22 protein-coding genes are annotated in these 26,383 nt (G+C 31.0%); 4 read left to right on the plus strand and 18 right to left on the minus strand.

Annotated elements, in window-relative coordinates; all coding sequences use genetic code 11:
* Positions 1–2: 2 nt before the first annotated feature.
* Positions 3–350, plus strand: coding sequence for an SdpI family protein (locus FP421_RS07705; protein WP_201288812.1), 348 nt, complete (start codon positions 3–5; stop codon positions 348–350).
* On the opposite strand, the gene FP421_RS07710 is transcribed toward FP421_RS07705, so the two are convergent.
* The 3 genes from FP421_RS07710 to porZ are packed head-to-tail and all read right to left on the minus strand — an operon-like array spanning position 340 to position 5,876.
* Entirely contained in the window at positions 340–2,826 is a 2,487-nt protein-coding gene (locus FP421_RS07710; protein WP_159949291.1) for a TonB-dependent receptor plug domain-containing protein, read from the minus strand. The genes FP421_RS07705 and FP421_RS07710 overlap by 11 nt on opposite strands.
* A complete protein-coding gene (gene recO, locus FP421_RS07715) occupies positions 2,826–3,548 on the minus strand; it encodes a DNA repair protein RecO (protein WP_159949293.1) in 723 nt (240 codons plus the stop codon). Before recO ends, FP421_RS07710 begins: the two co-directional genes overlap by 1 nt.
* Complete coding sequence (gene porZ, locus FP421_RS07720) at positions 3,549–5,876, minus strand: type IX secretion system anionic LPS delivery protein PorZ (RefSeq protein WP_159949295.1); 2,328 nt, start codon at positions 5,874–5,876, stop codon at positions 3,549–3,551.
* Positions 5,877–5,962: 86 nt separating this feature from the next.
* Between porZ and FP421_RS07725 the strand changes: the two genes are divergently transcribed.
* Positions 5,963–6,436: a CYTH domain-containing protein gene (locus tag FP421_RS07725; RefSeq protein WP_159949297.1), complete on the plus strand. Its 474-nt coding sequence runs from the start codon at positions 5,963–5,965 to the stop codon at positions 6,434–6,436.
* Positions 6,437–6,611: 175 nt separating this feature from the next.
* Here FP421_RS07725 and trhA read toward each other — a convergent pair whose 3' ends face one another.
* Together trhA and FP421_RS07735 are read right to left on the minus strand one after the other, a co-directional pair.
* Entirely contained in the window at positions 6,612–7,250 is a 639-nt protein-coding gene (gene trhA, locus FP421_RS07730; RefSeq protein WP_159949299.1) for a PAQR family membrane homeostasis protein TrhA, read from the minus strand.
* Entirely contained in the window at positions 7,247–7,933 is a 687-nt protein-coding gene (locus tag FP421_RS07735; RefSeq protein ID WP_201288813.1) for a lysophospholipid acyltransferase family protein, read from the minus strand. Before FP421_RS07735 ends, trhA begins: the two co-directional genes overlap by 4 nt.
* Before the next feature lie 245 nt (positions 7,934–8,178).
* Between FP421_RS07735 and trpS the strand changes: the two genes are divergently transcribed.
* The gene (trpS, locus tag FP421_RS07740) at positions 8,179–9,147 is read left to right on the plus strand and encodes a tryptophan--tRNA ligase (protein WP_159949303.1); all 969 of its coding nucleotides are present in this window, start codon (positions 8,179–8,181) and stop codon (positions 9,145–9,147) included.
* 44 nt (positions 9,148–9,191) lie between these two features.
* On the opposite strand, the gene FP421_RS07745 is transcribed toward trpS, so the two are convergent.
* The 13 genes from FP421_RS07745 to trhO all read right to left on the minus strand — a co-directional run bounded on the left by FP421_RS07745 (position 9,192) and on the right by trhO (position 23,893).
* Complete coding sequence (locus FP421_RS07745) at positions 9,192–10,874, minus strand: T9SS type A sorting domain-containing protein (RefSeq protein WP_159949305.1); 1,683 nt, start codon at positions 10,872–10,874, stop codon at positions 9,192–9,194.
* Positions 10,875–10,967: 93 nt separating this feature from the next.
* Positions 10,968–11,465, minus strand: a complete 498-nt coding sequence (locus FP421_RS07750; protein ID WP_159949307.1) for a DUF1761 domain-containing protein — start codon at positions 11,463–11,465, stop codon at positions 10,968–10,970.
* A 113-nt stretch (positions 11,466–11,578) separates the two neighbouring features.
* Positions 11,579–12,562 carry a DUF4837 family protein gene (locus tag FP421_RS07755; protein WP_159949309.1) on the minus strand — a complete coding sequence of 328 codons (984 nt, stop codon included), beginning with the start codon at positions 12,560–12,562 and terminating at the stop codon, positions 11,579–11,581.
* 4 nt (positions 12,563–12,566) lie between these two features.
* Positions 12,567–14,093 (minus strand): lytic transglycosylase domain-containing protein, encoded by a 1,527-nt coding sequence (locus tag FP421_RS07760; RefSeq protein WP_159949311.1) that lies wholly within the window; start codon positions 14,091–14,093, stop codon positions 12,567–12,569.
* Between the two features lie 76 nt (positions 14,094–14,169).
* A complete protein-coding gene (locus FP421_RS07765) occupies positions 14,170–14,931 on the minus strand; it encodes an exodeoxyribonuclease III (RefSeq protein ID WP_159949313.1) in 762 nt (253 codons plus the stop codon).
* 43 nt (positions 14,932–14,974) lie between these two features.
* Entirely contained in the window at positions 14,975–15,205 is a 231-nt protein-coding gene (locus tag FP421_RS07770; RefSeq protein ID WP_159949315.1) for a hypothetical protein, read from the minus strand.
* A gap of 5 nt (positions 15,206–15,210) precedes the next feature.
* Positions 15,211–16,965: an AMP-binding protein gene (locus FP421_RS07775; protein WP_201288814.1), complete on the minus strand. Its 1,755-nt coding sequence runs from the start codon at positions 16,963–16,965 to the stop codon at positions 15,211–15,213.
* Positions 16,966–17,028: 63 nt separating this feature from the next.
* A complete protein-coding gene (locus tag FP421_RS07780; RefSeq protein ID WP_159949319.1) occupies positions 17,029–19,320 on the minus strand; it encodes a transglycosylase domain-containing protein in 2,292 nt (763 codons plus the stop codon).
* Between the two features lies 1 nt (position 19,321).
* Positions 19,322–19,822, minus strand: a complete 501-nt coding sequence (locus FP421_RS07785) for a gliding motility lipoprotein GldH (RefSeq protein ID WP_159949321.1) — start codon at positions 19,820–19,822, stop codon at positions 19,322–19,324.
* Positions 19,797–21,164, minus strand: a complete 1,368-nt coding sequence (locus FP421_RS07790; protein WP_159949323.1) for a PSP1 domain-containing protein — start codon at positions 21,162–21,164, stop codon at positions 19,797–19,799. Before FP421_RS07790 ends, FP421_RS07785 begins: the two co-directional genes overlap by 26 nt.
* 214 nt (positions 21,165–21,378) lie before the next feature.
* Positions 21,379–21,609 carry a ferredoxin gene (locus FP421_RS07795; RefSeq protein WP_159949325.1) on the minus strand — a complete coding sequence of 77 codons (231 nt, stop codon included), beginning with the start codon at positions 21,607–21,609 and terminating at the stop codon, positions 21,379–21,381.
* Positions 21,609–22,856: a peptidase U32 family protein gene (locus FP421_RS07800; RefSeq protein ID WP_159949327.1), complete on the minus strand. Its 1,248-nt coding sequence runs from the start codon at positions 22,854–22,856 to the stop codon at positions 21,609–21,611. The genes FP421_RS07795 and FP421_RS07800 overlap by 1 nt, the downstream gene beginning before the upstream one ends.
* A gap of 5 nt (positions 22,857–22,861) precedes the next feature.
* Positions 22,862–23,893: an oxygen-dependent tRNA uridine(34) hydroxylase TrhO gene (gene trhO / locus FP421_RS07805; RefSeq protein ID WP_159949329.1), complete on the minus strand. Its 1,032-nt coding sequence runs from the start codon at positions 23,891–23,893 to the stop codon at positions 22,862–22,864.
* Positions 23,894–24,110: 217 nt separating this feature from the next.
* Here trhO and pflB point away from each other — a divergent pair, with 217 nt between their 5' ends.
* Complete coding sequence (gene pflB, locus FP421_RS07810) at positions 24,111–26,366, plus strand: formate C-acetyltransferase (protein ID WP_159949331.1); 2,256 nt, start codon at positions 24,111–24,113, stop codon at positions 26,364–26,366.
* Positions 26,367–26,383: the final 17 nt, after the last annotated feature.

Here is a 26,383-nt window from a genome sequence, read left to right on the forward strand (position 1 = left end):
TTATGAATGCTATTACATACGTATTAACCACAAATGGTTTGCTTTTTTTACTGAGTATCGTTTTCTGGAAATTTCCACCAAAGAAGATTAACAATTGGTATGGCTATAGAACACATAAATCTATGCTTAACAAAAAAATATGGGATTTTGCCAATGCAGTTTTCTCAAAAAACTTAATAATCTATTCAGGTATCTCTTTTCTTGGAGGCTTACTTTTTGCCAATTTTGCAACAAAAGAAATTTCTTGGCAACCTATGGCTTTAGTTTTTTTAGCTGTTATTGTTTGCATCATTAAAACAGAAAAAGCCTTATCTGATAATTTTACTGAAGAAGGAAAACCTAAAAATTAGCTGTAAAAGCAACTGATAAATTTCTTCCAGGTGCTGCAACACCAGAGGCAAATTCTAGGTAATGTTCATCAAATATATTGTCTAACCTTGCTTGCACAGAAAAAGTATCGTTTACAGTATAGGTTCCATTAAGGCCTAAAGTCATCCAACTTGGTGATCCATAAAATTTATCTACATCTTCTGTTGCATTAGCATTAACTACTGGTGTTAAATCATGATTATCTATACCTTCTGTAATATTAAAATCTGCGATATCTTTTTTGCTGTTAAACCTAAAATCTGCTCCTAATTCTATTTTTTCTTTTTTATAATTGATTTGAAATTGACCAAATAAAGGAGGAATTGATGACATAGGTTCTTCTGTATCATAAGTTCTACCCTTTGTGTAAGTAATAAACCCTGAAGTATTCCACTGATTTGATAGCTTTCCTAAATAATTTAAAGTATATCCCCAAATATATGCAGTCTCCTTATTTTGATTAGAAACAGCATTACCAAATTCACCGTCAAATTCAACTTGTTTTTTACTTCCATCAGCATTAAAAACAAAATCTCTCTGAATATAATTATCTAATAAAGTATAGTAGAAATTACCTCCTATCTTAAATTTTCTGTCGTTAAAATATTTTTGAATTCCTATTTCTGCATTGTATGCGAATTCTGGTGCTACCAGAATATTTGGTACTGTAACATTACCTGATTTTTCGCGAACTCTACCTACATCATCTATATTAGGTGAGCGGAAACCTGATGATAAAACACTTGTAATTTGCCAATTTATATTGGGTCTATACACATAGCCTAAAGTTGCTGTTACTGCAGAATTATCTGCAACTAAGTTGGTATTTGGCAACTGAATAAAAGTTTGATCTATCCAGTTGGCTTCTAAATGTGTTTTTGTAAAACGGATTCCTGAATTTAAGGTTGATTTTCTACCTAAATCTTGTCTGTAATCTAAATAAGCAGCAGAACTCATATAACTACTACCACCATCTGGATAGCGCGATTGTACTTTAAAATCGTTAGAAAAACCATTAATTTCACTATTAACAATATTTAATGTTTTACCATAAGAATTTGAGGTTACATCATTGTAAGAAAACTCAAAACCATAGGATAAATTTCTTGTTTTATCTTGGGTAAGTGGTACAGAAAAATCTCCATTTATACTAAAAACATCAACTGCTTCTTCTCTGTAAGAGCGGTCTAAACTATTAAATTTACGCTGAATTCTACTTTCTTTAATATTCTGATAAGCTAAAGTAATCGCCCCATTTTCTATCCAATTTTTGTTTGGATTAAAAAGTAGTTGACTAGAAGCTAGAAATCTGCTTTGTGGCCCATAATTCCATTCTGCAAATTTTAAAGAAGAGGTATCTGTGATATCTGTCAACTCTGCTAATCGATCAAATCTTGGAATGTCTGAAGATGTTGAATATTGTAGGTTTACTTTTAAATCTGTTTTTTTTGATAATGGAATGTAAAACTTCTGTAATACATCTGTTTGATTGTACCCTGTATTTCTTAACAAATTAGGATCTGAGTTTTGTGTTGGATTTGCTGCATAGTTACCGTTAACATTCTCTGAGTAGTAAAATACTTTTCCCCAATCTTCAAAGCCATGATTTCTACTTTTACCAGCTTTTAAATCACCAAAATCACTATAAGAAATACTAGTAAAAGATGCCCAGTTAGAAAAGCGTAATTCTGCAGAAACATTGGTTGTAATTTCATGATTTACAGTTGAAAATCTAGAAAACAACTGACTTCTAACCTCTCCTTCTTCCGATAACTTTGGTGTTTTTGTATAATAATGAATTACACCTCCTAAAGCGTCAGAACCATAAATTACGGAAGATGGCCCAAAAACAACTTCGGTCTTGTCTAACATATTAGGCGTAACCGTAATTGAGTTTTGTAGATGTCCTTTTCTGTAAATTGCATTATTCATTCTAACTCCATCAACCACCAATAAAACACGGTTAGATTCCATACCACGAATTACAGGACTACCACCACCAAACTGCGATTTTTGTACTTTAATACCTGGAATTGTTGCTAACAAATCTGCTGAAGTTTGAGGAGATACTTTTTGAATATCTTTAGCAGATAGAACTGCAACCTGTTCTGCGATTCTTTTGGCTTTTGCATCTTTTTTAAAAAGCGACAACACAATTTCATCTAACTGTTCTGATTCTTTGGTTAGATAAACAATAAATTTTTGACGTTTTAATTGAGATTTTTTTATGCGTTTAACAGCATAAGATAAGTGCGAAAACACAATAATTTCATTTTCTTTGAATTGAGAAACATTAACAAATCCTGTGTCATCTGATGTAAGACTTATAGTATAATCATCATTAAAAATAGTCACATCATTTACAGACTTACCCGTATTTTTATCTAAAACTTGTACTTTTTGTGCATAAACAATACTGCTTACTAAAGCTAAAAAACCTAAAATTATATACCTCATCAACTAAATACTGCTTCTAAAATTTGTAACGATTTTGGTGTTTTAAAACCGTCCAAATGTAATTCAAAATATCGAACTATTATCTTTAAAACTTGCTGCCTTTCTTGTTTACTAAAAGACACATTTTCTATACTATCAAAATTTATGCCTAACAGCTTTTTAAATTGATAAAAATCGTTTTTGTAAATGATATTTTTTTGAGAGGTGTCATCAGTAAAATTTCCCTCCATAAGATCAAACCCTAATTTCTCTTTTTCTGACAAATCTGGATAAAAACCAAGAAACTGAGTAAGATTTAGTAAAAAAAGTAAGTGAAAATTAGATACTTTATCATGAATATCTAACCAACTAAATGCAGTTTCTAAAAAGCTAAATAAGTGTTTATTTGGTTCTTCTTCTTTAATAGCGTGGGTTAAAACCTCAGCTAAAAACATCACAATAGATTGTTTAACAATATCTTGATAAATGGTTTTGTAAGGGTTAGCAATGTGAACCTCTTTAATGTTATGTAAAGATCTCTTTTCTGAATGATTGGCTACTAAATTTAACTGAGTTAGTGGTTGGAAATAACCTACTTTTATTCCTCCTTTTTTAGATTTAAGAACACCTCTAACCAAGTAAGATTTTAAACCATCTTCTAAAGTATAACACTTAACTATTAAGCTTGAATCACTATATTTAATCGTATTAAAAACGATAGCTTTTGTAGATACAACAGCCATTTAGTTTACTATAGCAATTTTTGTAACAGAAGTTTCTGAAGCATCATCACTAGACAACAAAACAATATATACACCAGAGGCTACTTTTCTGCCTGCCAAATTTGTCTTGTTCCAAACTACTTTTCCTCCCTGTAACTCTTGCCCTTCTACTACGTTAGTTTCATACACCAAATTTCCAGAAACATCTACAATTTTTACGTTGGTTCCTTTTGGTAAATTGGTTCCATTTCTTCCGGTAACAGTTACTGTTTCGTGATTTCTAAGTGCAGGGTTTGGGTATGCATAAACATCACCCAAGACATCTCCAAACGGAGCTACATCACTATTATACACAACAATTCCTTTGTTTGTAGCAAAATATACTTTACCATTTGTATCATCAACAGCAATTTTTACAATCTTGTTTGAAGGTAAAGGCGAGTTCTGTTTATTAAAATTTGCTAAGGTTTTTTGACCACTGGGATTTGTATAAATTACTCCTCCATTGTCTGTTCCAAACCATTTATTATCTGCACCATCTACAACAATAGAATTAACAGTTTGATCGCCTAACAATCGGTCTCCAAAACCATCTTCATTTGCATTAACAACAATAGGAGTTGCGTTTGGTGTATCGTCTGCAAAAACTCCAGAAGCATTGTTATATACTACCATACCTGATCTTGTACCTAACCAAACTCTATTATTTCTATCAACAGCAACTGTTCTAACGTTTGAATCTGGTAAATTTCCTAAATTGGGAGTAGCGATAAGCGCTTTCTTTCTATTTCCGTTTTCATTGTAAGCATAAACTCCATTTCCTCTAGAACCAATCCAAACAGTATTATTCCTATCTACAAAAACTTCATTTAGACCTTGTGAATCACTGGTTTTTACGCTACTTAAATCTATTGAACTCCATTGACCGTTAGAAGATAATTTTTTTAGTTCTTCTGTTGTTTCATAATTTGTAGCCCATAGGTTTCCACGACTATCAAAAGCAGAACCACCTACTCTTATATTTATACTTGGTAGAGAAACCTGAATTGGTGTAAAAGTACTATTTAAATGATTGTATTGTAATGTTACAATATCGTTTTCTACAACAAGTAAGCCTCCTGTTGGTTTTGTATTAACATCTGCAGAAATATCTAAGGCACTAATGTAAGCTTTCTCGTCATTATTAGGATCTATAGTAACATCTACTAAATCTCTTGGTAAACTAGGGTTAAATTTAGTATTTATCCAATTATTTCCATTAAACCTACTAAATCCTTTCTTTACAGTAGTTGGTGTATACGTTATGTCATAGCCACCGTAAACCACCCAAAGATTATTGTTTTTTGCTGTTATAGAAAATATATCATTAGATAAGGGTCCTTCTGGATGAATTTCTTGGTAGTTATTTGATGTATTTGGTGCGTCTTTTAAAATACCAAAGCCTTTTGTTCCTAAAAAAACTGTATTATTCTCAAAAAATGATGTGTTTAATTGATAATCAAATGCGGTATTAGAAGAAAATTGAATTACTTCATTCATGGATGAATTTAATACAACAGCTGTTTTATTTAAAGTAACTGATAAATGTAGATTCGACGATTTTATTGCGATAATATTCTGAGAGAAGTCTCTTACTTGAACTAAAGTATTATTCTCTAATTTAAATAACACTGAACCTTCTGTTACATACAATTCATTATTAAAAGCGCTAATTTCTTGAAAATTTCTTCCAGAGAATTCTTGTTGCCAATTATTAAAATCTATCAATAAATTACTTGTAATATCTGCTGTAAAAATTCCGTTTTCTGAAACTGCATAAATAAAACCATTAAATACTTCAATCTGATTTACTATTTCAGAAGTAGAATCATTTCCAATAAAATAAGTATCACCAAATTCTAACTTATCAATATCATAAACTACAATACCAAACGGGGTTGACAAGTATAATTTATGATCAAATTCTTTAATATCATTAATACTCTTTTTACCAGATTCATTAAAGTTTAGAATATCTGATGAGATTGTTATAAAACCATCATCGTCAACTACCTCTACCAACCCATTTTCATACCCTATAATTAACCTTTTAAAACTATTGCTGTAATGAATTGATGTTGTAGTTTCTCCTGATAAACCTTGAACTGATGAAAATTTAGTTAATTCTTCTGTTGATGTATTGTAAGTAAATACAGCATTATCAACTAAAGCATAAATTACATCACCAACTTTTTCAAAATCTTTTACATTGTTGTAAGAATAAAAATCTTCCCATACATCGCTGTAATCTGTTTGGGCGAAAGTTAATAGCGAAAAGCACAAGAAAAGTGTCGAAAAACTTTTTTTCATTATCAAATTTTGATTCTCAAAGATATTTATTTATTGTTACAATAACGATAAAACAACTTACATTAGTACAAAAATCAGAATATTTTATGAGTATAGAAATAGAACGTAAATTTTTGGTAAAAAATAATGATTTTAAAGATCAAAGTTTCCAAAAAAAAATTATTAAGCAAGGATATTTAAATTCTGATAAAAATAGAACTGTTCGAATAAGAATTAGTGATAAAAAAGCATTTATTACCATAAAAGGAAAATCTAATGATTCTGGTACTACACGATTTGAATGGGAAAAGGAAATTAAATTAAAGGAAGCTGAAAATTTATTATCACTCTGTGAGCCTTCTATAATCGAAAAGACAAGGTATTTAGTAAAAATACAAAATCATGTTTTTGAGGTTGATGAATTTTACGGTGACAATAAAGGGTTAATCATTGCAGAAGTAGAATTGAATTCTGAAACTGAAAAATTTAAGAAACCAAATTGGTTAGCTAAAGAAGTTACAGGAGATATAAAATACTATAATTCAAGCATTAGCAAGCAGCCATTTAAAAATTGGAAATAAAAAAACCTCGAACAAAAGTTCGAGGAAATTTAATAAACCTACCCCCTAAATAAGATTTATAATACCTGACATATTAACATAAGTTAATTTATCAAGTTCTACAAAAGTAATTTATTTTTTAAACCTGACAAATATTACATTCTTTTATTTTAACAAATCACTATATATCAAATAGCTACAGATTATAAATTGCAATAAAATGACTTGCACTTCCTAACAAAACAAATACATGAAAAGTAGCATGATTGTATGGTAATTTTTTTATGGAATATAAAATAGCACCAATAGTATAGAAAACTCCTCCTGCAATTAAAAAGTTTAAGTCAAAACTTGTTAGCGCATTCATTAATGGTTTTATAAAAAACATAACTTGCCAACCCATTAATAAATACATTGCAGTAGATATTTTATCATATTTCCCTGTAAAAAATAGTTTTAAAATTACTCCTGTTAATGCAAAAATCCAAACTGCAATAAACATATACCAGCCTAAATCTGAGTCTAAACCTACCAAACAAAAAGGTGAGTAACTCCCTGCTATTAATACATAAATTGCTGCGTGGTCAAAAATATTAAGTCGTCTTCTTTTCTTCGGATTTTTAGCAGCATGATAAAATGTAGAAGCTGCATATAAGAGTATCATACTTAATCCGTAAATAATAAAACTAATTGGTTTCCAAAAGCCAGAAAAAGTTATTGCTTTAAGAATTAAAAAAGGAAAAGCAATGATACTTAACACAAATCCTAATCCGTGAGAATATATGTTTAATCGTTCTTCTGCTTCAGAATATCTATGGTTTATTTTTTTACTCATTTTTGTTTATTGGTATCTTTCATATACTTTTTATCGTTCGATAAATCTGTACAGATAACATCAAATGTTTGTTGTTTTAAGGTTTCTATATCCTTAATTTCTAATTCTTTTGTAGATATAAATTGATGTTGGCGTATTCTAAAAACTCCAGGACCTCCTTTTAAAAAATTCCAAGAAAAAAAGCGCTTACAATCATAATATACTTGAGGAACAATCGGAATTTGAAACTCTATTGCTAAACTGAATGCACCTTTTTTAAACGGTGCCAAAACTACATCTTCAGTTGGTACTAATCCTTCAGGGAAAATTGCCATACTTACTCCGTTTTGTAATCTTTTCTTTGCCATTTCATACACTCTTTTTCTACTTTTAAAACTATTTCTGTCTACCATAATAACAGTTTTTTTATAGAAAAATCCAAAAATTGGAATTTTAGCCAACTCTTGCTTACCCACAAATACAATTGGATTTTTGCTTAAAACAATCAACACAAATGGATCCATTAACGACGCATGATTTGGACAAAACATATAACTTCTATTCGGTTTTATTTCTTGATCTAACTGAATGTCTAATCGAAATCCCATTCCGTAAATGAGTACTTTAGACCAAATTCTTACCAATTTCCAGAGCAAGTGATAATATTCTTCTTTTGCAGTAAAAATGATTAATAGTGGTGACATTAAAATAATGGTCGTAAACATCAAAATGTAAAACCATAAACGCCAAATTAGTAAGAAAGGAATTTTAATATACTTCACAGATTCTATAAACGCTTGTTTCGTTTTTTAATTATACTAAAAACCACTTGGAAATCAAAAGTAGTAATATTCTTTTGTTTGATGCATTTTACAATGCAAAACCTTACTTTTGCCATCGCAGATAGTTTTTGTATCTCATCTTATACTTAAAAAGAAAAAATAAAATTATGTCTAGAGTTTTAACTGGTGTACAAAGTACAGGAACACCTCATTTAGGAAATTTATTAGGTGCAATTTTGCCCGCTATAGAAATGGCGAATAATCCTGATAATGAAGCTTTTTTATTTATTGCTGATATGCATTCTTTAACACAAATTAAAGATGGGAATCAACTTAGAGAAAACACATATAGTACTGCTGCAACTTGGTTGGCTTGTGGTTTGGATATTAACAAAACTGTTTTTTACAGACAAAGTGATATTCCTCAAGTTACAGAATTATCTTGGTATTTAAGTTGCTTTTTTCCCTACCAACGGTTAACATTAGCGCATAGTTTTAAAGACAAAGCAGATCGTTTGGCAGATGTAAACGCTGGTTTGTTTACCTACCCAATGTTAATGGCTGCTGATATTTTATTGTATGATGCAGAAATTGTTCCTGTAGGTAAAGATCAATTACAACATTTAGAAATAACACGCGATGTTGCCAATAGATTGAATAACCTTGTTGGAGAAACCTTAATTGAACCACAAGCAAAAATTCAAGAACACACCAAATTGGTTCCTGGAACTGATGGTGAAAAAATGAGTAAATCTCGAAATAACATCATTAACATTTTCTTGACTGATAAAAAGTTGAGAAAGCAAATTATGAGTATCAAAACAGATAGTAAAGCTTTAGAAGAACCAAAAGATCCAGATTCTGATAACGTTTTTGCATTGTATAAATTATTGGCTTCTGAATCTCAAATTAAAGCAATGAGAGCAAATTACGAAGGTGGAAATTATGGATATGGGCATGCTAAACAAGCTTTGTATGAATTAATTATCGATAAATTTGCTGATGTAAGAACTCGTTACCATCATTTTATGGAAAACAAACATGAGATTGATGAAGCTTTGCAACTTGGAGCAAAAAAAGCAACTCTTGTAGCTGATGATGTTCTAAAAAGAGTTCGTGCTAAAGTTGGGTATTAAAAATTAAACAAAAAGTCAGAAATTTAATTTCTGACTTTTTTATTTTAGTCTACTAGAAACTTTTTGCCAATTAGGTTTCCTTTTTCTGAAAAATACCTTGCAATATAAACACCCTTTTTTAGATTGACTTCTATTGAACTCTGTGTCTTTTTTACACTAGTGTCTAAAACTTCTTTTCCAAGTATATTATATATTTTTAAAGTTGGATTTTTGGGTTCCCAATTTTTTAAATGAATGGTATTTTCTGAATAATGTAATTGTAATTTGCTTTGAAAAAAATTATTTACAGATGCTGTTGCACCATTTTTATATTCATACAGTTCTACCCCCAAACCTTTATTTGCATTCGCACTAAAAACTAAGGTATTATTTACTACTGCATGAGATACAGATGTTGTAAAGTTTGCAATAAAACCAGTGCTTCCAGCAGCATAATCTTGTATGAGCATAGTACCGCTTTCTGTACCATCTGTTCTCCATAATTCTTGACCTTCGTTTTTGGTGACACCACCAAAAATGAGTTCGTTACCCACTTTAATAAAACGAGATGGATGAACTACAAAATCTGAGTCTATTACTTTTACTAAAACTGTACCTTCTGTAGTACCATCTGTTTTCCAAAGTTCGTTTACATCAATATTACCATTTCTATCAAGTCCTCCTCCTCCAAAATAAATTTCGTTATTAAATACAATCGGAAAACTACTCCATTCTATACCTATATTGGCTGGATTAACTTGTGTGGTTCCTGCTACAGTTCCATCGGTTTTGTACATATTTTTTCCTTCATGAAAGTATAATTCATTATTTAAAACAATTAGATATCTTTCGTCACCATTAGCGATTTCAATAGTATTTTCTGATGTACCATCTGTTTTCCATAATTTTCCATTTGCCTCAAAATAGACATTACCATTCATTTCTGTAATAGAGTTTATATCATCACCAGAGGTACCTGTATGTATATCTTTTACTAATTTTGTACCAGATGCTGTACCATCTGTTACCCAAAGTTCTCTCCCTTCATTTTCGGTTTTGGCTGTAAAAAATAATTTTGATTTATCCTGAGTTACAAAAAAATCTTCTGGATCACTGTCTTTATCACCGATATAAATATCTTTTAATAAGACAGTACCTGCTTCTGTACCATCTGTTACCCAAAGTTCAGTTCCTTCATTTTGAGTATCTCCTACAAAAATCAATGTGTTGTTCACAACAGCTCTTTCAGTTACATTCCAACTAATTAAAGTTTTTACATCCTCTTTTAAATATCCTGTACCTGTTGCTGTACCATCTGTATAAAACAAAGGAGATTTACCATTAAGTTCGGCTGTAAAATAGTATATACCATTAAATTTTATACCTCCTCCCCAAGGACGTTTATCAGAAATCTCTGTAAATGAAGAACCATTAAAAGTAAATGTCTTAAAATTTAAACCAACAATCATTGGATCGTCTGCACCAATTTCTGGAATGTAAATGGCAGAAATGTTAGTTTCATTACCATCATTATCTTTTAAAATTTCTACGGAATTACCATCATAAACATAACTTTTTGTTTGAAAAGAATTGTTTATTGCATTAACATATATTTTGTTTTTATAAACTCCTAATATCAAAGGATTTCCATTTTTGCTTCCTTCTGCAAAATCTTTTAAAAGACTTATTTGTGAGAAACTAGTAAAAGAAAAAACTAAGGTAAAAAAGATGAGTAATTTTTTTTTCATGTCTTGATTTTTATTGTTTAAACAAAAATAAGAATTGAAATAGTAAAAAAAAATACGGCAATTGCCGTATTTATAATATCAGGATATTAAGGTTTACAGCCACTGGCAAATAATTCCTCCCATAATGGCTAAAGTTACAACCCAATAACCAGCATTAATGGCTACATATTTTACAGTTCTTTTTTCAAACATTGCAATGATTGATAAAATTGGAAGTATTAAAACCACACCAGTCATTACTCCATGAATAACTCCATGACCAAATGTTCTAAAGCGATCTCCATACATTCCTATAAAACTTTTAAAATAAGTAAATGCTTCACCTTTTTCTTCCTGAAAATCAGGTTCATTGATTAGCGTTTGAAATAAACCCATTTGATGAATAACGATAAACTGTAAAAAGAAAGCTACAAGCAAACTAAAAATGTAGCTAAGCACTAATATCTTTACCATATTTGTGCCTTCAAGAGATTCTTTAGTAAAACCCATTTCTTTCATCCATGGTTTTCCAAAAATAGGACCATACCACACAAAACCAATTAACATTGGTATAAACGCTGCAATAAAGAGCACATAAAAATTTAATTCCATATTTAAAGTTTTTTGGTTGAATACCAAATATATGAAATATGAATTTGATGTGTACAAATATAAAATGCTGAAAGAGAATCTTTCAGCATTTTATATTTAATGTAAGCTGTTTTTTACTGAATTATCATAGATTTTGCAATCGCCTCTAACTCAAAAATAAAAGCTCTTTTATTTACAGAAGGAGCATACGTAAATCCTTCAAAAACAACGATTCTGTTATTCTTTTTATCAATAATGTTATAATTGATAAAAGGGCCTGCCATAAAATCGTTTTTAACTTCCCATTTTCCGCGAGTTTCATACGCTTTTTTTCCATTAATGGTAGCATCAAAAGTAGAAGGTGTGTAAGCTTCTTCTGTAATCATGTGCATGGTTTCTGGGTCTGAACCTGGTATGTATTTTTTTCCTATTCTATTTCTAACTGCAACAATACTGTCTGCAACTGTTTCTTCGTTTTCTAACGGTACTGAATACACGAGAATATTATTACTTCCTGTTTTTGCAATTCCACTAGTTAAATGATGACGCAACCATAAGAATTCTCCTGTATCGTCAACAGTTTTAAATTTATCATGGATGGTTAATGAAATCCCTAAATTTTGAAGTGTTTTGAATTTAGAATCGTCTAATTTACTATTTGCAAAAATACGTTGAGTCATTTTTAAATCAGCAGCTAAAAAGATATCGATAATCTCTTTTTGATGTTTTTTAAATACCTTTAATGTACTTTCTCTATCTTTTCCGTATACATAAACAATTGTTTGTGGACTAGCATATACATTTGTTTTTACAAAAAATTCGTTTTTATCTCCTTCTCCTATTACCATAATATTTCTGGCAACTTTCATCATATTTCCAAAACCATTTGGTGCAATTTGAGATACAGATAATGTTGGTTCTGGTTGAGGTAAACCCACCACTAACTCTCCGAAAGAATTACGAATTTCTTTACCAATATCTCCATTCCAGTTGTTAATATTAGCAACAACCATTACTTTGTTTAATTTCCCTATTGAATCTCTTAGTATGATTTTATCATTTCCCCCACATGAAATTAAGAGAAAAGCAACTGAAAATAAGAGTATTATACGTTTCATAAGATTAGCTTTTATAGATTTTAAGTTTTGTTCCAGGTTTTATATTCTTAGCACTCCAAATATTGTTCCATTTTTTAATATTATCAACAGAAACATTTTTAAATTTTTGAGCAATACTCCAAAGTGAATCTCCTTTTTTAACAATGTAAATATTAAATTTACCTTTAAAGATTGTTTGTTTAGCATTTTTACCTTTAGTCTTCGAAGTAGATTTACTGATAGAATTTGGAATTCTTTTCGGATAAATATACAAACGTTGTCCTATTTTTAAATTACTTGTTTTTAAACGATTCCAACGTTTTAATTGGCTAACCCTAACTCCATATTTATTTGCAATCTTTCCTAAATAATCTCCACTTTTAACCCTGTAACGGATTCGTTTATCCATTTCAAAATATCTAGGTAGTGGCTTTTCTCTTTTGGCATCATCTGTATCTGCTAAAGCATACAATTCTTTTTCTTTATTTAAAAAAGTAATCATTTCTTTTGATGGTAATCTCAACGTATAGTCTCTACCTTTTACAAACGGAATAATATTTAGTTTGTATTCTGGATTTAAAAACGTCAATACCTCTTCATCTACTCCAATAGTTTCTGTAATTTGATCAAAACTAATGGTTCTCTTAATATGAACTGTATCTGTTTGAAAATTAAATAACTTTGGTGCTTCTGAATATATTTTATGCTCATCAGCATATTCAAAAATGTACATTGTAGCATAAAAAGCAGGAACATAACCTGCAGTTTCTCTTGGCAAATACGGACGAATATTCCAATAATTTTTATATCCTCCAGAGCGTTTTATGGCTTTGGTTACATTTCCTGGTCCAGAATTGTAGGCTGCTAGTGCCAAATCCCAATCACCAAAAATTTTATACAACTGACTCAAATATTTACAAGCAGCAACAGTTGCTTTTAGTGGATTATAACGTTCATCTACATAAGAACTTACTTTTAAATCGAACTGTTTTCCTGTACCATACATAAATTGCCATAACCCAGAGGCTCCAACTCTAGATTTTGCTCTAGGTTTTAATGCAGATTCCACAATAGCTAAATATTTCATTTCTAAAGGAATATCGTATTGATCTAAATACTGCTCAAACATTGGAAAATAATATTTGGCTTTAGCCATTAAAGCAGGATAGTATTTTTTACGATACTGTAAATAACTATTGATTACCTTTTCTAAAGATGGATTATATGCCAAATTAAATGGTGTATTCTCATTTAAAACAGATAATCGTTCTTTTAATAAATCTGTGGTAATTGCAATTTTTACTGTGCCAACAATATCTTTATCGTTGATGACATATTCTAAAGTATCAATTAAAGGAGAACTAAACTTTTCTTCAATGAGCAAACTATCTATAGTTCTTAAATCATCATCTGTAAAGATTTCTATAGCTCCATTTGCAATAGAATCTTTAGCTATAAAAATGGTGTCTTTTTTTTGAATAGGGATACTATCTTTCTCTTGAGAAAATATTGAAACTGTAAATAATACTAAAAATGTAGTTAGGTTTCTCATAATTTAATTGTCAGGTTGAGCGCAGTCGAAACCTACTTAATAACCTCTCGACTGCACTCGAGGTGATATTTTATTTTTAAATATCTAATTCTAATGCAATCGGACAATGGTCTGAATGTTTGGCTTCAGGTAAAATATACGCTCTAGAAATTTTATCTTTTAACGGTTCTGAAACCATAGCATAATCTAAACGCCAGCCTTTATTATTTGCTCTAGCATTTGCCCTGTAACTCCACCAAGAATATTCTTGTCTTTCAGGATTTAAAAAACGAAAACTATCTATAAAACCACTATCTATAAATTGCCCAATCCAAGTTCTTTCTTCTGGTAAAAAACCAGAAACTCCTTTCACTTTTGGGTTGTGAATGTCTATGGGTTCGTGACAAATATTATAATCTCCACAGATGACTAAATTCGGAATTTCTTGTTTTAAATTATTGATGTATTCTTGGAATTCATCCATATAATTTAGTTTGAAATTAAGTCTGTCTAAGTTTGTACCTGAAGGTAAATAGAGACTCATTACTGACACCTCATCAAAATCTACACGCAAATTTCTACCTTCAAAATCCATAGTTTCTATACCTGTTCCGTATTCGATATGATTTGGTTTTTCTTTACAAAAAATGGCTACTGAAGAATACCCTTTTTTTTGTGCAGAAAACCAATAATGATAAGGATATCCTGCATTTTCGAACTCTTCTAAATTTAATTGTTCTTTGTGTGCTTTGGTTTCTTGTATGCAAATAACGTCTGGATTTGCGGCTTCTAACCAATCTAAAAACCCTTTTTTTAATGCTGCTCTAATTCCGTTTACGTTGTATGATATTATTTTCATATTCCCATCTTTATTTCTTCCCAAAGGAAAGAAAACTCAATCTCTAAAGTTCTTTATTAATTACTTTTTTGAAAAACAACCATTTTATTTGTTCTTCTTCACCATTTTGTTTTTCTACAATTTTTACTTTTGGTGATAAAATGTAAGCTAAACTTACTGCAATTGTAGTATTAATTACAATTTCTTTTACGTTAAAAACCTTATCTAACAACAACATAAAAACCACAATTAAAAATGGAGTTATCAACCAATATGTTTTTTTAAAAAGCTTCATTTGTTTTATTTAACTTTATAATTATCTCGTAAGGTTCGTCTCATAATTTTATTAGATGCTGTTCTTGGCAACACATCAATCTTTAGCAAATCTGTAACTTTAAATAAAGGATTCAGTTCTGATTTTACAATTTTTTGTGCTGCCTTTAATCGATCTTCATCGTTATTTTGGTTTTTACTCTCCACATAAAACACCACTAATTTTGCAGGCCCTCCATCTTCTGGAGCTGCTGCAATGGCTGCAGATTCTAACACAAAATTTAATTGATTGATGGCTGCTTCTATTTGGGTGGCGCTAACTTTTATTCCGCCTAAATTCATAGCATCGTCTACGCGTCCTAAAATTTTAAAATAACCGTTTTCTAATTGCCTCAACTCATCTCCATGTCTTCTTAAAACTTTTTGATGTTTAGGTGTATCATCATAATATATTTTTTGATGATTTTTATTCAGCAATTCTGTTGAAAGCCCCATTATTGGCGGAATTAAAAACACTTCTCCTTTAGTGGTTTCCTGGTAATTTTCATCTAACAATACAAAATCGCTACCTAAAGCTTTGGTAGAAAAAGTACTTGGTATATTTTCTTGCACAACTGTACTTGTTACGTAACCACCACCAATTTCTGTACCTCCACAATACTCTATAACTGGTTTGTTGTTGGCTAAATGCATTAAATAGTTCATTTCTGTAGGGTTAGAAACCTCTCCTGTAGAACTATAATTTTTAATTGCATTCCAATTAAATGGCTGCATACAACCTGAATTCTTCCAATGTTTTACAATACTTGGTATTACACCCAACATAGATACTTTTGTACTTTGAACAAATTCTCCAAAACCTGCACCTAAAGGCGCATCATAATACAAACCTATAGCTGCCTTATTAATTAAGGTTGCAAAAATTAACCAAGGCCCCATCATCCAACCTAAGTTGGTAGGCCAACAAACTACATCATTTTCTTGTATATTTTGATGATAAAAGCCGTCTGAAGCTGACTTTATGGCTGTAGTATGATTCCAAGGAATTGCTTTAGGTTCTCCAGTTGTACCCGATGAAAAAAGAATGGTTATACAATCTTGTGGTGATTGTTTTACAGAGGTAAAATTGGTGTTTTCTGATAGAAAATCATCCCAAAAAACATCTTGATTTCTTAATGAAACAGCTGTTTCTTTTTGCGTTTTTATAACAACTATTTTATGGGTATTAGCGGTTACAACTTTTTCATATAAAGGAAAAGTTTTACCAGCTCTCTCTAAAACATCTTGCGTAAAAACTACTTTTGGGTTTGTAATTTGTAACCGAACTTGAATTTCTTTTGGGGTAAAGCTATCTACAATTGTAGCTACTTTAATACCCGCTTTTATGGCAGCTAAATAAATAGCTACACACTCAACTGTCATTGGTAAATCTATTGCAATGGTATCACCTTTTTCTACTTGAATATTTTTAAAACTATTGGCAATTTTATTTACAAGATTTTCTAATTCTTTTTGTGTTACTTTTTGAACCTTTTTATTGGGTTTTTGAAATACAATTGCAGTAGCATTGTCTTTATTTTGAAAACAAGAATCTATGATGTTTAATTGAGCACCAAACAACCATTTTGCTTTGGTTACTCCATCATCAATATTTAAAATTTGTTCAAATTTTTTATGTTGAATGATATTAAGATTCGCAACAGTTTCTTCCCAAAAAGTTTCTTTATGTGCAACAGACCATTCCCATAAATCTTTATAGTTGGTAAATTGATGTTTTTTCATCAATGTATCAATATTTGAATTTAGAGTTTTTTTTGCTGTTGGTTGCCACATAAATGAGTTGTATTAAAAATCTGTATCCTCTTCTATAATTTCTTTTTTCTCTTTACCTTTTTCGTCCTTATCATTATCTTTTTCATTACCACAATCTATATTTATGGTTAAAACTTCAGGCTTTTCAAAATCTTCTTGACTAATATTTAAGGTTTTGTCTGCATAACATTTTTTCATAAATAATGCCCATGTAGGTAAAGACATTGTTGCTCCTTGTCCTTTTGAGATTCCTGCAAAGTGTGTTGCTCTATCTTCACCACCAGTCCAAACTCCAGTTGCTAAATTGGGTACAATTCCCATAAACCAACCATCAGATTGATTTTGAGTTGTACCTGTTTTTCCTGCAATAGGATTTGTAAATTTGTAAGGATAACCAGTTACATAACCAGGTTTTTCCCAAGGTAAACGCAATCGAACTCCAGAACCAGATTGGGTAACTCCTTTTAGTAAATCTAATACAACATAAGCAGATTCTTCACTTAAAACCTCTTTAGTTTTTGGGATAAATTCTTGTAAAACAGTCCCGTTTTTATCTTCAATTCTTGTTAAAATCATTGGTTCTACTCGCAAACCTTTGTTAGCAAAGGTAGAATAAGCACTTACCATTTCGAATAATGACAAATCTACAGCTCCTAATGCAATTGAAGGATTTGCTTTAATTTCGCTTTTAATACCTGCAGATTTTGCCAAACGAACCACATTTTCTGGAGAAACCATGTCTACCAATCTTGCTGACATTGTATTTACAGAACCTGCTAAACCATCCTTTAAACTTAACATTCCTCCATATTTATCATCAGAGTTTTTAGGTGTCCATTCTTCAGGGATCCCATATTTTCCTTTTGGAATTGTATAAGGTGTGTTTGGATACTCATCGCAAGGAGACATTTTTAATTGATTAATAACAGTTGCATACACAAATGGTTTAAATGTAGAACCAACTTGTCTTTTTTGTTGTGCTACTGCATCATATTTAAAATGTTTGTTATTTACACCACCAACCCAAGCTTTTATGTGTCCAGATTGTGGCTCAATTGATAATAATCCTGAGCGTAAAAAATACTTATAATATTTGATAGAATCATAAGGAGACATCACAGTATCTTTATCTCCTTTCCAAGAAAAAACACTCATTTTTGTCTTGGTTTTAAATATTTTATCAATTTCTTTTTCTGATTTTCCTGCAATTTTTAATCGTTTGTATCTATCAGAATTTTTCTTTCCTCTGTTTATAATTGTATTAATTTCACTTTTATCTAAATCATAAAATGGAGCAGTTCTATTTCTACTTTGTTCCTTAAAAAAATACTTTTGTAAATTAGACATGTGTTCTGTTACAGCTTCTTCTGCATATTGTTGCATTCTAGAATCTATAGTTACATAGATTTTTAATCCGTCTCTAAAAATATTGTATTGTTCTCCATTTGGTTTTGGGTTTTCTTTTACCCATTTTCTCAATACTTTTTGCAAATGCGATCTAAAATAAGTTGCGTAACCATCACTGTGTCCTTCTCTATGAATATCTAAACCTAGATCTAATTGTTGTAATGAGTCTTTTTCTTTTAAAGTAATAAACTCACTACGATTCATTTGTTTTAACACCACGTTTCTTCGCTGTTTTACTCTTTCTGCTCTTCTTAAAGGATTGTAAAGTGATGAGTTTTTTAGCATCCCAACCAACATTGCAGATTCTTCTAAATCTAATTCTTTAGGCTCTTTACCAAAGTAAATTCTCGCTGCAGAACGAATACCAACTGCTTGGTTTAAAAAGTCGTACTTATTTAAGTACATGGTTAAGATTTCATTTTTGGTATACTGTCTTTCTAACTTTGTTGCAACTACCCATTCTTTTACTTTTTGTCCAATTCTTAAAAAAATATTTCTAGAAGCTCTACCAGTAAATAACATTTTTGCCAATTGTTGTGTAATGGTACTTGCTCCACCACTTCCTGGTTTTAAAACTGCTCTAGCAGTACTATAAAAATCAATCCCAGAATGTTCATAAAAACGTTCATCCTCAGTAGCTACTAAAGCTTGTACTATATTTTGGGGTAAGTCTTTATATTTTATTGGAGTTCTATTCTCAGTTGCATACTTTCCTAAAGTTTTACCATCTGAAGAGATTACTTCTGTTGCTAAGTTATTCTCAGGGTTCTCTAATTCTTCAAAAGTAGGAAGTGCTCCTAAAAACCCCCAAGAAGCAAATAAAAATAAAAGTATTAAAAATGAAAATCCACCTAAAACAGTCATCCAAAACCATTTGATGTATTTTTTAAAATCTGTTGTTGTTTTCTTTTTTGCCATTTTATTTTAAATTTTCAACACTAAAACCAACATCTTGAATTCCTTTTAAAAATTCTATCGGTTTGATTTCACCATTTTTACGCATTGCATGACGTACATTAAATATATATTTTCCAGAAAATGGAAACCTCTTTTTTTCTTTGTAAAATAATGTATTGTCTTTTATATCTGAAAAACCTGAACCTAAAAACTGACCTGTTTCGTCTGCCATTTCATATTGCAAAGTATCTACAATTACTGTTCCGTTTGGAAAATTTAATTCAGATATTAGATACAGATTACTAAACTCATAATCGTTATTATTTCTAATATTGATAAACAGATTTTTTTGGGAAATAGTATCTGTAACTTCAAACTCAAAAAAAACTTTTTCGTTGGCTTTCCAACCTTTTTTATCAACCGCTTGATACTGGTTAAAATCTGTTTTATCATCACAAGAAAACATCATAAAAAGAAATCCTATAACAATTGAAAACCTATTTCTTTTCAGAATTGTTGCCATTTTTTTTATTGTTAGTGTTTCGATTTCTGTTATTTCTTCTTGGTTTTGGTTTCTTTTTCACCTCTCCTTTTGGTGTATTTTGGTTTCCTTGAGGTTTTGGTTTCTGATTTTGATTCTTCTGCTGATTTGCTTGTGGTTTTCTTTTCTGATTCCGATTTTGTTGACGATTCTCTACAGTAGCACCAACTGGTTTTTTCTTTTTTCGATTTCTATTGTTTCTGTTTCGTTTGCTTTTCTTTGGTGCATCAAAACGTGTTAAACTATCTTGACCAACAGCATCCTCGAAATCAACTTTTTCTGGAATCACCACATCAGACTCATACTCTTCTAACGTTTGTGATTTCTCATTATTTTTATTAAGTTCAATTATTTCTAAAACTTGATCTAGCGTTAATCGAAACCACTTGAAACGTTCTTCTTTGTAGGTATACCAAAGGTGTTCTTTAAAGATATCCATCTTTACAAAAACAGCTTCTCCTTTTTCTGTTTTTAAAACCACATCTTGTTTTGGAAAAGATTTTAACGCATCTAAATACGTATCTAGTTCAAAGTTTAAACAACATTTTAACTTACCACATTGCCCTGCTAATTTTAGTGGATTTAATGATAATTGTTGATAACGTGCTGCAGATGTAGTTACTTTTCTAAAATCTGTTAACCAAGTAGAGCAACATAATTCTCTACCACAAGAACCTACACCACCTAATCTAGAAGCTTCTTGCCTTGCACCTACTTGTTTCATTTCTACACGAATAGAAAATGCACTTGCCAAATCTCTAATTAACTGTCTAAAATCTACTCTTGCATCGGCTGTATAATAAAACGTTGCTTTATTTCCATCACCTTGATACTCTACATCAGACAATTTCATTTGCAAACCTAAACGCCCTAAAATTTCTCTTCCTCTACGTTGTGTTTCTTCTTCTCTAGCTCTGGCTTGTTGCCAAACATCGATATCTCTTTGACTTGCTTTTCTGTAGATTTTCTTAACATCTTCGTGGTCTTCAGTAATTTTGCGCTTTTTCATTTGCACTTTTACCAATTCACCAGCTAAGGAAACTGTACCAATATCATGCCCAGGATTTCCTTCTACAGCAACAATATCTCCCATAGTTATGGGTAGATTATCTGGATTTTTATAAAAATGTTTTCTTCCGTTTTTAAAGCGGACTTCAAAAATGTTAAATCGTTCTTGACCACTTGGTAATGTCATGTTAGACAACCAATCAAAAACGGCTAGTTTTTGACTACCACTTCCACAGGTTCCAGACCCACAATTACCATTACTTTTACAACCTCTTGGTACTCCATTTTCTGTTGTACCACAACTTCCACATGCCATATATTTATAGACTTTAGTTGTTAGTCTCTAGCTATTAATTTGCCAAAAGAGCTACAATAAAGTTTTGTTTTAATTTGATTATTAAATAGTTGCAATAAAATTAACTTTTATTGCTTAATCAGTAAATATAAGAAATCTTACTGAGCAATAAAATTTAAATTTTTGATAAAAAAAGACCCCTAATTTTAAGATTTTATCGAAAACCATTACGATTTTAAACCTGCTTCACCTCAATAATTTTAACAGGACATGCTTTTTTGGCTTCATTTGAACAATCGAAGATAGATTCATCAAAAGATTTTATGGTAAAAAAACCTTTTTTTTCTGTAGAATGTAGCAAGACAGATTTTCCGTCTTTTTTAGACATTTGAAACTGCTCTGGAGCCAATTCTACACAGTAATTGCAACCAATACATTTATTTCTTTGTAACGTAATAACAACCATTAATTCTGCGCAAATTCGGTTTTTACAATTTTATACAATTTGTCTGAACGCCTGATTTTAAAGTCTAACTTCATGGTAACTTCATCACCTTTTGTTGCTTTTTCTGATGGTTTATCGTTCACAAACATTTCTTTTAATTCCATTTCTTGAGCGCCTGTAGTTGGACCAGTTATTAGAATTGTATCACCAATAGTTACATCATAGGCATCAATTTTAAACTGACCAATTTTGGCTTTGTCAAAATAATGCTCTCCTTTGCCTAAATAAACTTTCTTTTGGGTGGCATGAGAACCAGATTCTTTACTCCATTCACCTAATTTTTGTCCTAAATAATAGCCATTCCAAAAACCGCGATTGTATACTTTTTCTAACTCTTGCATCCAAGAAATTACTTTCTCTTTATCGTAAGTATCTGCAGCCAAACTATCAATGGCATCTCTGTAACATTTAATTACTTTTGCCACATATTCTGGAGCTCTACCTCTACCTTCAATTTTTAAAACCTTAATACCTGCATCTGCAACTTTATCTAAAAAATCGATGGTACACAAGTCTTTTGGAGACATAATATATTCATTATCCAACTCCATTTCAAAACCGGTTTCTTGGTCGATTACTGTATATTTTTTTCTACAATTTTGCTTACAAGCACCTCTATTTGCAGATGAATTTGAAGAATGCAAACTCATGTAACATTTTCCAGAAACTGCCATACATAGAGCTCCATGACCAAAAATTTCTACCTCTACCAATCGCCCAGAAGGTCCTTTTATTTGCTCTTTTTCTATTTGCGCTGTAATCTTTTTTACTTGACGTAAACTCAACTCTCTACTCAACACAATAGTATCTGCAAACAACGCATAAAACTTTACAGTTTCTATGTTTGTGATGTTGATTTGTGTAGAAATATGTACTTCCATTTGCTGTTCTCTAGCCATAGAAATTACAGCTTGATCCATAGCAATTACAGCAGTAATATTTGCTTCTTTTGCTCTTTTTATCAAGATTTTTACAATAGATAAATCATGATCGTACACAATGGTGTTTAACGTTAAATAGGTACGCACATTTTTTGCAGCACATCTTTTAGAAATTTCTTCTAAATCATCTAAAGTAAAATTGATGGATGCTCTTGCACGCATATTTAGTTGCTCAACTCCAAAATAAACAGAATCGCAACCATTGTCTAAAGCAGCTTGCAGGCTTTCAAAGTTTCCTGCAGGTGCCATTAATTCAATTTTTTGCATCTTTTTTATTTTTTGAATTTCAACTTTTCTGAACGTCCTTTCTTAAAAATTTGATTGCTATTTCCCTTTCCTTTTCTGAGTTCTTTTTGTTCCTCATAAGATAAATGAATAATTTCTTGGCAATCTGTAGAACAAGTATTTTCCATTTTTTCTGAACATTCATCACATTGTATAAATAACAAATGACACGCTTCGTTAGCACAATTAGTATGTGTATCGCAAGATTTTCCGCATTGATGACAATTGGCAATCACATCGTCAGAAATTTTTTCTGCTCTTCTGTGATCAAACACAAAATTCTTACCAATAAATTTATTTTCTATACTTTCAGCATTTACTTGACGTGTGTATTCTATAATTCCGCCTTCTAACTGAAATACATTTTTAAAACCTTTATGTTTGTAGTATGCTGATGCTTTTTCGCAACGTATTCCGCCAGTACAATACATCAATAAATTTTTATCTTCTTTATGGTCTTTTAAATCTTCTTCGATAATATCTAAAGAATCTCTAAAAGTATCTACATCAGGAGTTACAGCACCATCAAAATGACCAATTTCACTTTCGTAATGGTTACGCATATCCACGCAAACTGTATCAGGGTTTGCCAACATTTTATTAAACTCTTTCGCGTTTAAATGCACACCTTTGTTGGTTACATCAAAAGTTTCATCATTCAAACCATCTGCCACAATTTTGTTTCTAACCTTTACTTTTAGTTTTAAGAATGATTTGTTATCATGTTCAATAGCAACATTTAAACGAATTCCTTCTAAAAAAGAAATGCTATCTAATTGTTTTTTTAAGGCCAAAAAGTTTTCAGATGGTACTGAAATTTGGGCGTTTATTCCTTCATAAGAAACATAGGTTCTTCCTAGAACATCTAAAACATTCCATTCTAAAAACAATTTATCTCTAAAGATTTGTGGATTTTTTATCTGATGGTATTGATAAAATGAAATTGTGATGCGGTCTTTACCAGCCTCATCAATTAATGCAGCGCGTTCTTTGGCGCTTAACTTATTGTACAGTTGCATGCTATACGAATTAGGTTAAACTTAAATTTTTGCAAATGTAGCCATTTATTTAAAATGTCCATTCATTAAGTTTTAACAATCTCAAAATCAGGTTAAACATTACTACAACGTTTTCTTAAATAATTTCAAAACCTAACTTTTATCATGTTTTTAGGAATCTTTCGTGGTTAAATTTGTTATATAAATACAGAATACATAAAATTAAATACATAAAATCATGCAATTAGAAGAAACTGTCTTAGAAAGACCACAAGAACAAGAATTTAAACAAGGTGTCTGGAACACGTCTATTAACGTTAGAGATTTTGTTTTTAAGAACATTACTCCTTATTATGGAGATGATACTTTTTTAGTTGGACCTACTCAAAAAACTGAAAAACTTTGGGAAGTTTGTAAAGAAGGTATGCAACAAGAAAGACAGAATAACGGTGTTCATTCTGTAGATACAGAAACTATTTCTGGTGTTGCTAGTTTTGGTGCTGGTTATATTGATAAAGCAAATGAAGTAATTGTAGGTTTACAAACCGATGGATTGCTAAAAAGAGCAATGAAACCTTTTGGTGGTTACAAAGTTGTTCAAAAAGCATTGCAAGAACATGGTTTACAACCAAGTGAAGAAATCAACGAATTATTTACCAAATATGTAAAAACTCATAATGATGGTGTTTTTGATGCCTATAATGCAGAAATTAGAAAATTCCGCTCTTTAGGATTTTTAACAGGATTACCAGATAACTATGCGCGTGGAAGAATCATTGGGGATTACAGACGTGTTGCTTTATATGGTATCGACAAATTAATTGAAATTAAAAAAACAGACCTTAACAATATCGAAGGTCCTATGTCTGATGCTGTAATTCGTTTAAGAGAAGAAGTGTCAGAACAAATTAGAGCTCTAAATGATATGATTACAATGGGTAATCATTATGGTTTAGAGTTAAATCGTCCTGCTGAAAATGCACAAGAAGCGGTTCAGTGGACGTACATGGCATATTTAGCTGCTGTAAAAGAGCAAGATGGAGCTGCAATGTCTTTAGGAAACGTATCTACTTTCTTAGATATTTTTATCCAAAGAGATCTTGAAAATGGAACAATTACAGAAGATGAAGCACAAGAATACATTGATCAATTTGTGATGAAATTGAGAATGGTTCGTCATTTACGTATGGCTGCTTATGATGAAATTTTTGCAGGAGACCCAACTTGGGTTACAGAAGCAATTGGTGGTATGTTAAACGATGGTAGAACAAAAGTTACTAAAACTGCTTACCGTTTCTTAAATACCTTATATAATTTAGGTCCATCACCAGAACCAAATATTACAGTGTTATGGTCGCCAACTTTACCACAAAACTTTAAAAATTTCTGTGCAAAAGTATCTATTGATACTTCATCAATTCAGTTTGAAAATGATGATTTAATGCGTGAATTAAGAGGTTCTGATGATTACGGAATTGCATGTTGTGTTTCTTACCAAGAAATCGGAAAACAAATTCAGTTTTTCGGAGCAAGAACCAATTTAGCAAAAACACTATTGTTAGCCATAAATGGAGGAAGATGTGAAATCACTGGAAAGCAAATGGTAGATGGAATTGCCCCTTATACTGATGAGTATTTGGACTTTGATAAAGTGATGAAAAACTTTAAAGTAGCAATGACAGAAGTAGCAAGAGTATACAATGATGCTATGAACATCATTCATTACATGCACGATAAATACTACTACGAAAAAGCTCAAATGGCATTGATAGATACCAATCCAGATATTAATATCGCTTATGGTATTGCAGGTTTATCTATTGTAGCTGATTCATTGGCTGCCATAAAATATGCAAAAGTAAAACCTATTAGAAATGAAGAAGGTTTAACTGTAGATTTTAAAATTGAAGGTGACTTCCCTAAATACGGAAATGATGACGACAGAGTAGATATTTTTGCGCACAATGCAGTAGAAGATTTTAACAACGAATTGAAAAAGTTAAAAGTATATAAAGATGCAGAACCAACCATGTCTGTATTAACCATCACTTCTAATGTAGTGTATGGTAAGAAAACTGGAGCAACTCCAGATGGTAGAGCAAAAGGTGTTGCTTTTGCACCAGGAGCTAATCCAATGCATGGACGTGATACTAATGGTGCAATTGCTTCATTAAACTCCGTAGCAAAAATTGATTATAAAGATTCTCAAGACGGAATCTCTAATACATTCTCTATTGTTCCTAAATCTTTAGGAGCTACTAAAGAAGACAGAATAGATAATTTAGTGGCAGCTTTAAACGGTTATTTTGAACATGGAGCGCAACACTTAAATGTAAATGTATTAGACAAAGAAACTTTATTAGATGCAATGGAGCATCCAGAAAATCATCCCCAATTAACAATTAGAGTTTCTGGATATGCTGTTAATTTTATTCGATTAACAAAAGAACAACAAATGGAAGTTATTTCGCGTTCGTTCCACGGATCTATGTAGGCCTTTTTATGTATTTA

Origin of the sequence: Polaribacter septentrionalilitoris (assembly GCF_009832745.1) — a bacterium.
Classification (GTDB): Bacteria; Bacteroidota; Bacteroidia; order Flavobacteriales; family Flavobacteriaceae; genus Polaribacter; species Polaribacter septentrionalilitoris.

What these genes read in the sequence shown, in the direction of transcription:
- FP421_RS07705 (WP_201288812.1), top strand. Translation starts at nt 3, where the DNA reads ATGAATGCTATTACATACGTATTAACCACAAATGGTTTGCTTTTTTTA.
- FP421_RS07710 (WP_159949291.1), bottom strand. Translation starts at nt 2,826, where the DNA reads ATGAGGTATATAATTTTAGGTTTTTTAGCTTTAGTAAGCAGTATTGTT.
- recO (WP_159949293.1), bottom strand. Translation starts at nt 3,548, where the DNA reads ATGGCTGTTGTATCTACAAAAGCTATCGTTTTTAATACGATTAAATAT.
- porZ (WP_159949295.1), bottom strand. Translation starts at nt 5,876, where the DNA reads ATGAAAAAAAGTTTTTCGACACTTTTCTTGTGCTTTTCGCTATTAACT.
- FP421_RS07725 (WP_159949297.1), top strand. Translation starts at nt 5,963, where the DNA reads ATGAGTATAGAAATAGAACGTAAATTTTTGGTAAAAAATAATGATTTT.
- trhA (WP_159949299.1), bottom strand. Translation starts at nt 7,250, where the DNA reads ATGAGTAAAAAAATAAACCATAGATATTCTGAAGCAGAAGAACGATTA.
- FP421_RS07735 (WP_201288813.1), bottom strand. Translation starts at nt 7,933, where the DNA reads ATGTCACCACTATTAATCATTTTTACTGCAAAAGAAGAATATTATCAC.
- trpS (WP_159949303.1), top strand. Translation starts at nt 8,179, where the DNA reads ATGTCTAGAGTTTTAACTGGTGTACAAAGTACAGGAACACCTCATTTA.
- FP421_RS07745 (WP_159949305.1), bottom strand. Translation starts at nt 10,874, where the DNA reads ATGAAAAAAAAATTACTCATCTTTTTTACCTTAGTTTTTTCTTTTACT.
- FP421_RS07750 (WP_159949307.1), bottom strand. Translation starts at nt 11,465, where the DNA reads ATGGAATTAAATTTTTATGTGCTCTTTATTGCAGCGTTTATACCAATG.
- FP421_RS07755 (WP_159949309.1), bottom strand. Translation starts at nt 12,562, where the DNA reads ATGAAACGTATAATACTCTTATTTTCAGTTGCTTTTCTCTTAATTTCA.
- FP421_RS07760 (WP_159949311.1), bottom strand. Translation starts at nt 14,093, where the DNA reads ATGAGAAACCTAACTACATTTTTAGTATTATTTACAGTTTCAATATTT.
- FP421_RS07765 (WP_159949313.1), bottom strand. Translation starts at nt 14,931, where the DNA reads ATGAAAATAATATCATACAACGTAAACGGAATTAGAGCAGCATTAAAA.
- FP421_RS07770 (WP_159949315.1), bottom strand. Translation starts at nt 15,205, where the DNA reads ATGAAGCTTTTTAAAAAAACATATTGGTTGATAACTCCATTTTTAATT.
- FP421_RS07775 (WP_201288814.1), bottom strand. Translation starts at nt 16,965, where the DNA reads ATGAAAAAACATCAATTTACCAACTATAAAGATTTATGGGAATGGTCT.
- FP421_RS07780 (WP_159949319.1), bottom strand. Translation starts at nt 19,320, where the DNA reads ATGGCAAAAAAGAAAACAACAACAGATTTTAAAAAATACATCAAATGG.
- FP421_RS07785 (WP_159949321.1), bottom strand. Translation starts at nt 19,822, where the DNA reads ATGGCAACAATTCTGAAAAGAAATAGGTTTTCAATTGTTATAGGATTT.
- FP421_RS07790 (WP_159949323.1), bottom strand. Translation starts at nt 21,164, where the DNA reads ATGGCATGTGGAAGTTGTGGTACAACAGAAAATGGAGTACCAAGAGGT.
- FP421_RS07795 (WP_159949325.1), bottom strand. Translation starts at nt 21,609, where the DNA reads ATGGTTGTTATTACGTTACAAAGAAATAAATGTATTGGTTGCAATTAC.
- FP421_RS07800 (WP_159949327.1), bottom strand. Translation starts at nt 22,856, where the DNA reads ATGCAAAAAATTGAATTAATGGCACCTGCAGGAAACTTTGAAAGCCTG.
- trhO (WP_159949329.1), bottom strand. Translation starts at nt 23,893, where the DNA reads ATGCAACTGTACAATAAGTTAAGCGCCAAAGAACGCGCTGCATTAATT.
- pflB (WP_159949331.1), top strand. Translation starts at nt 24,111, where the DNA reads ATGCAATTAGAAGAAACTGTCTTAGAAAGACCACAAGAACAAGAATTT.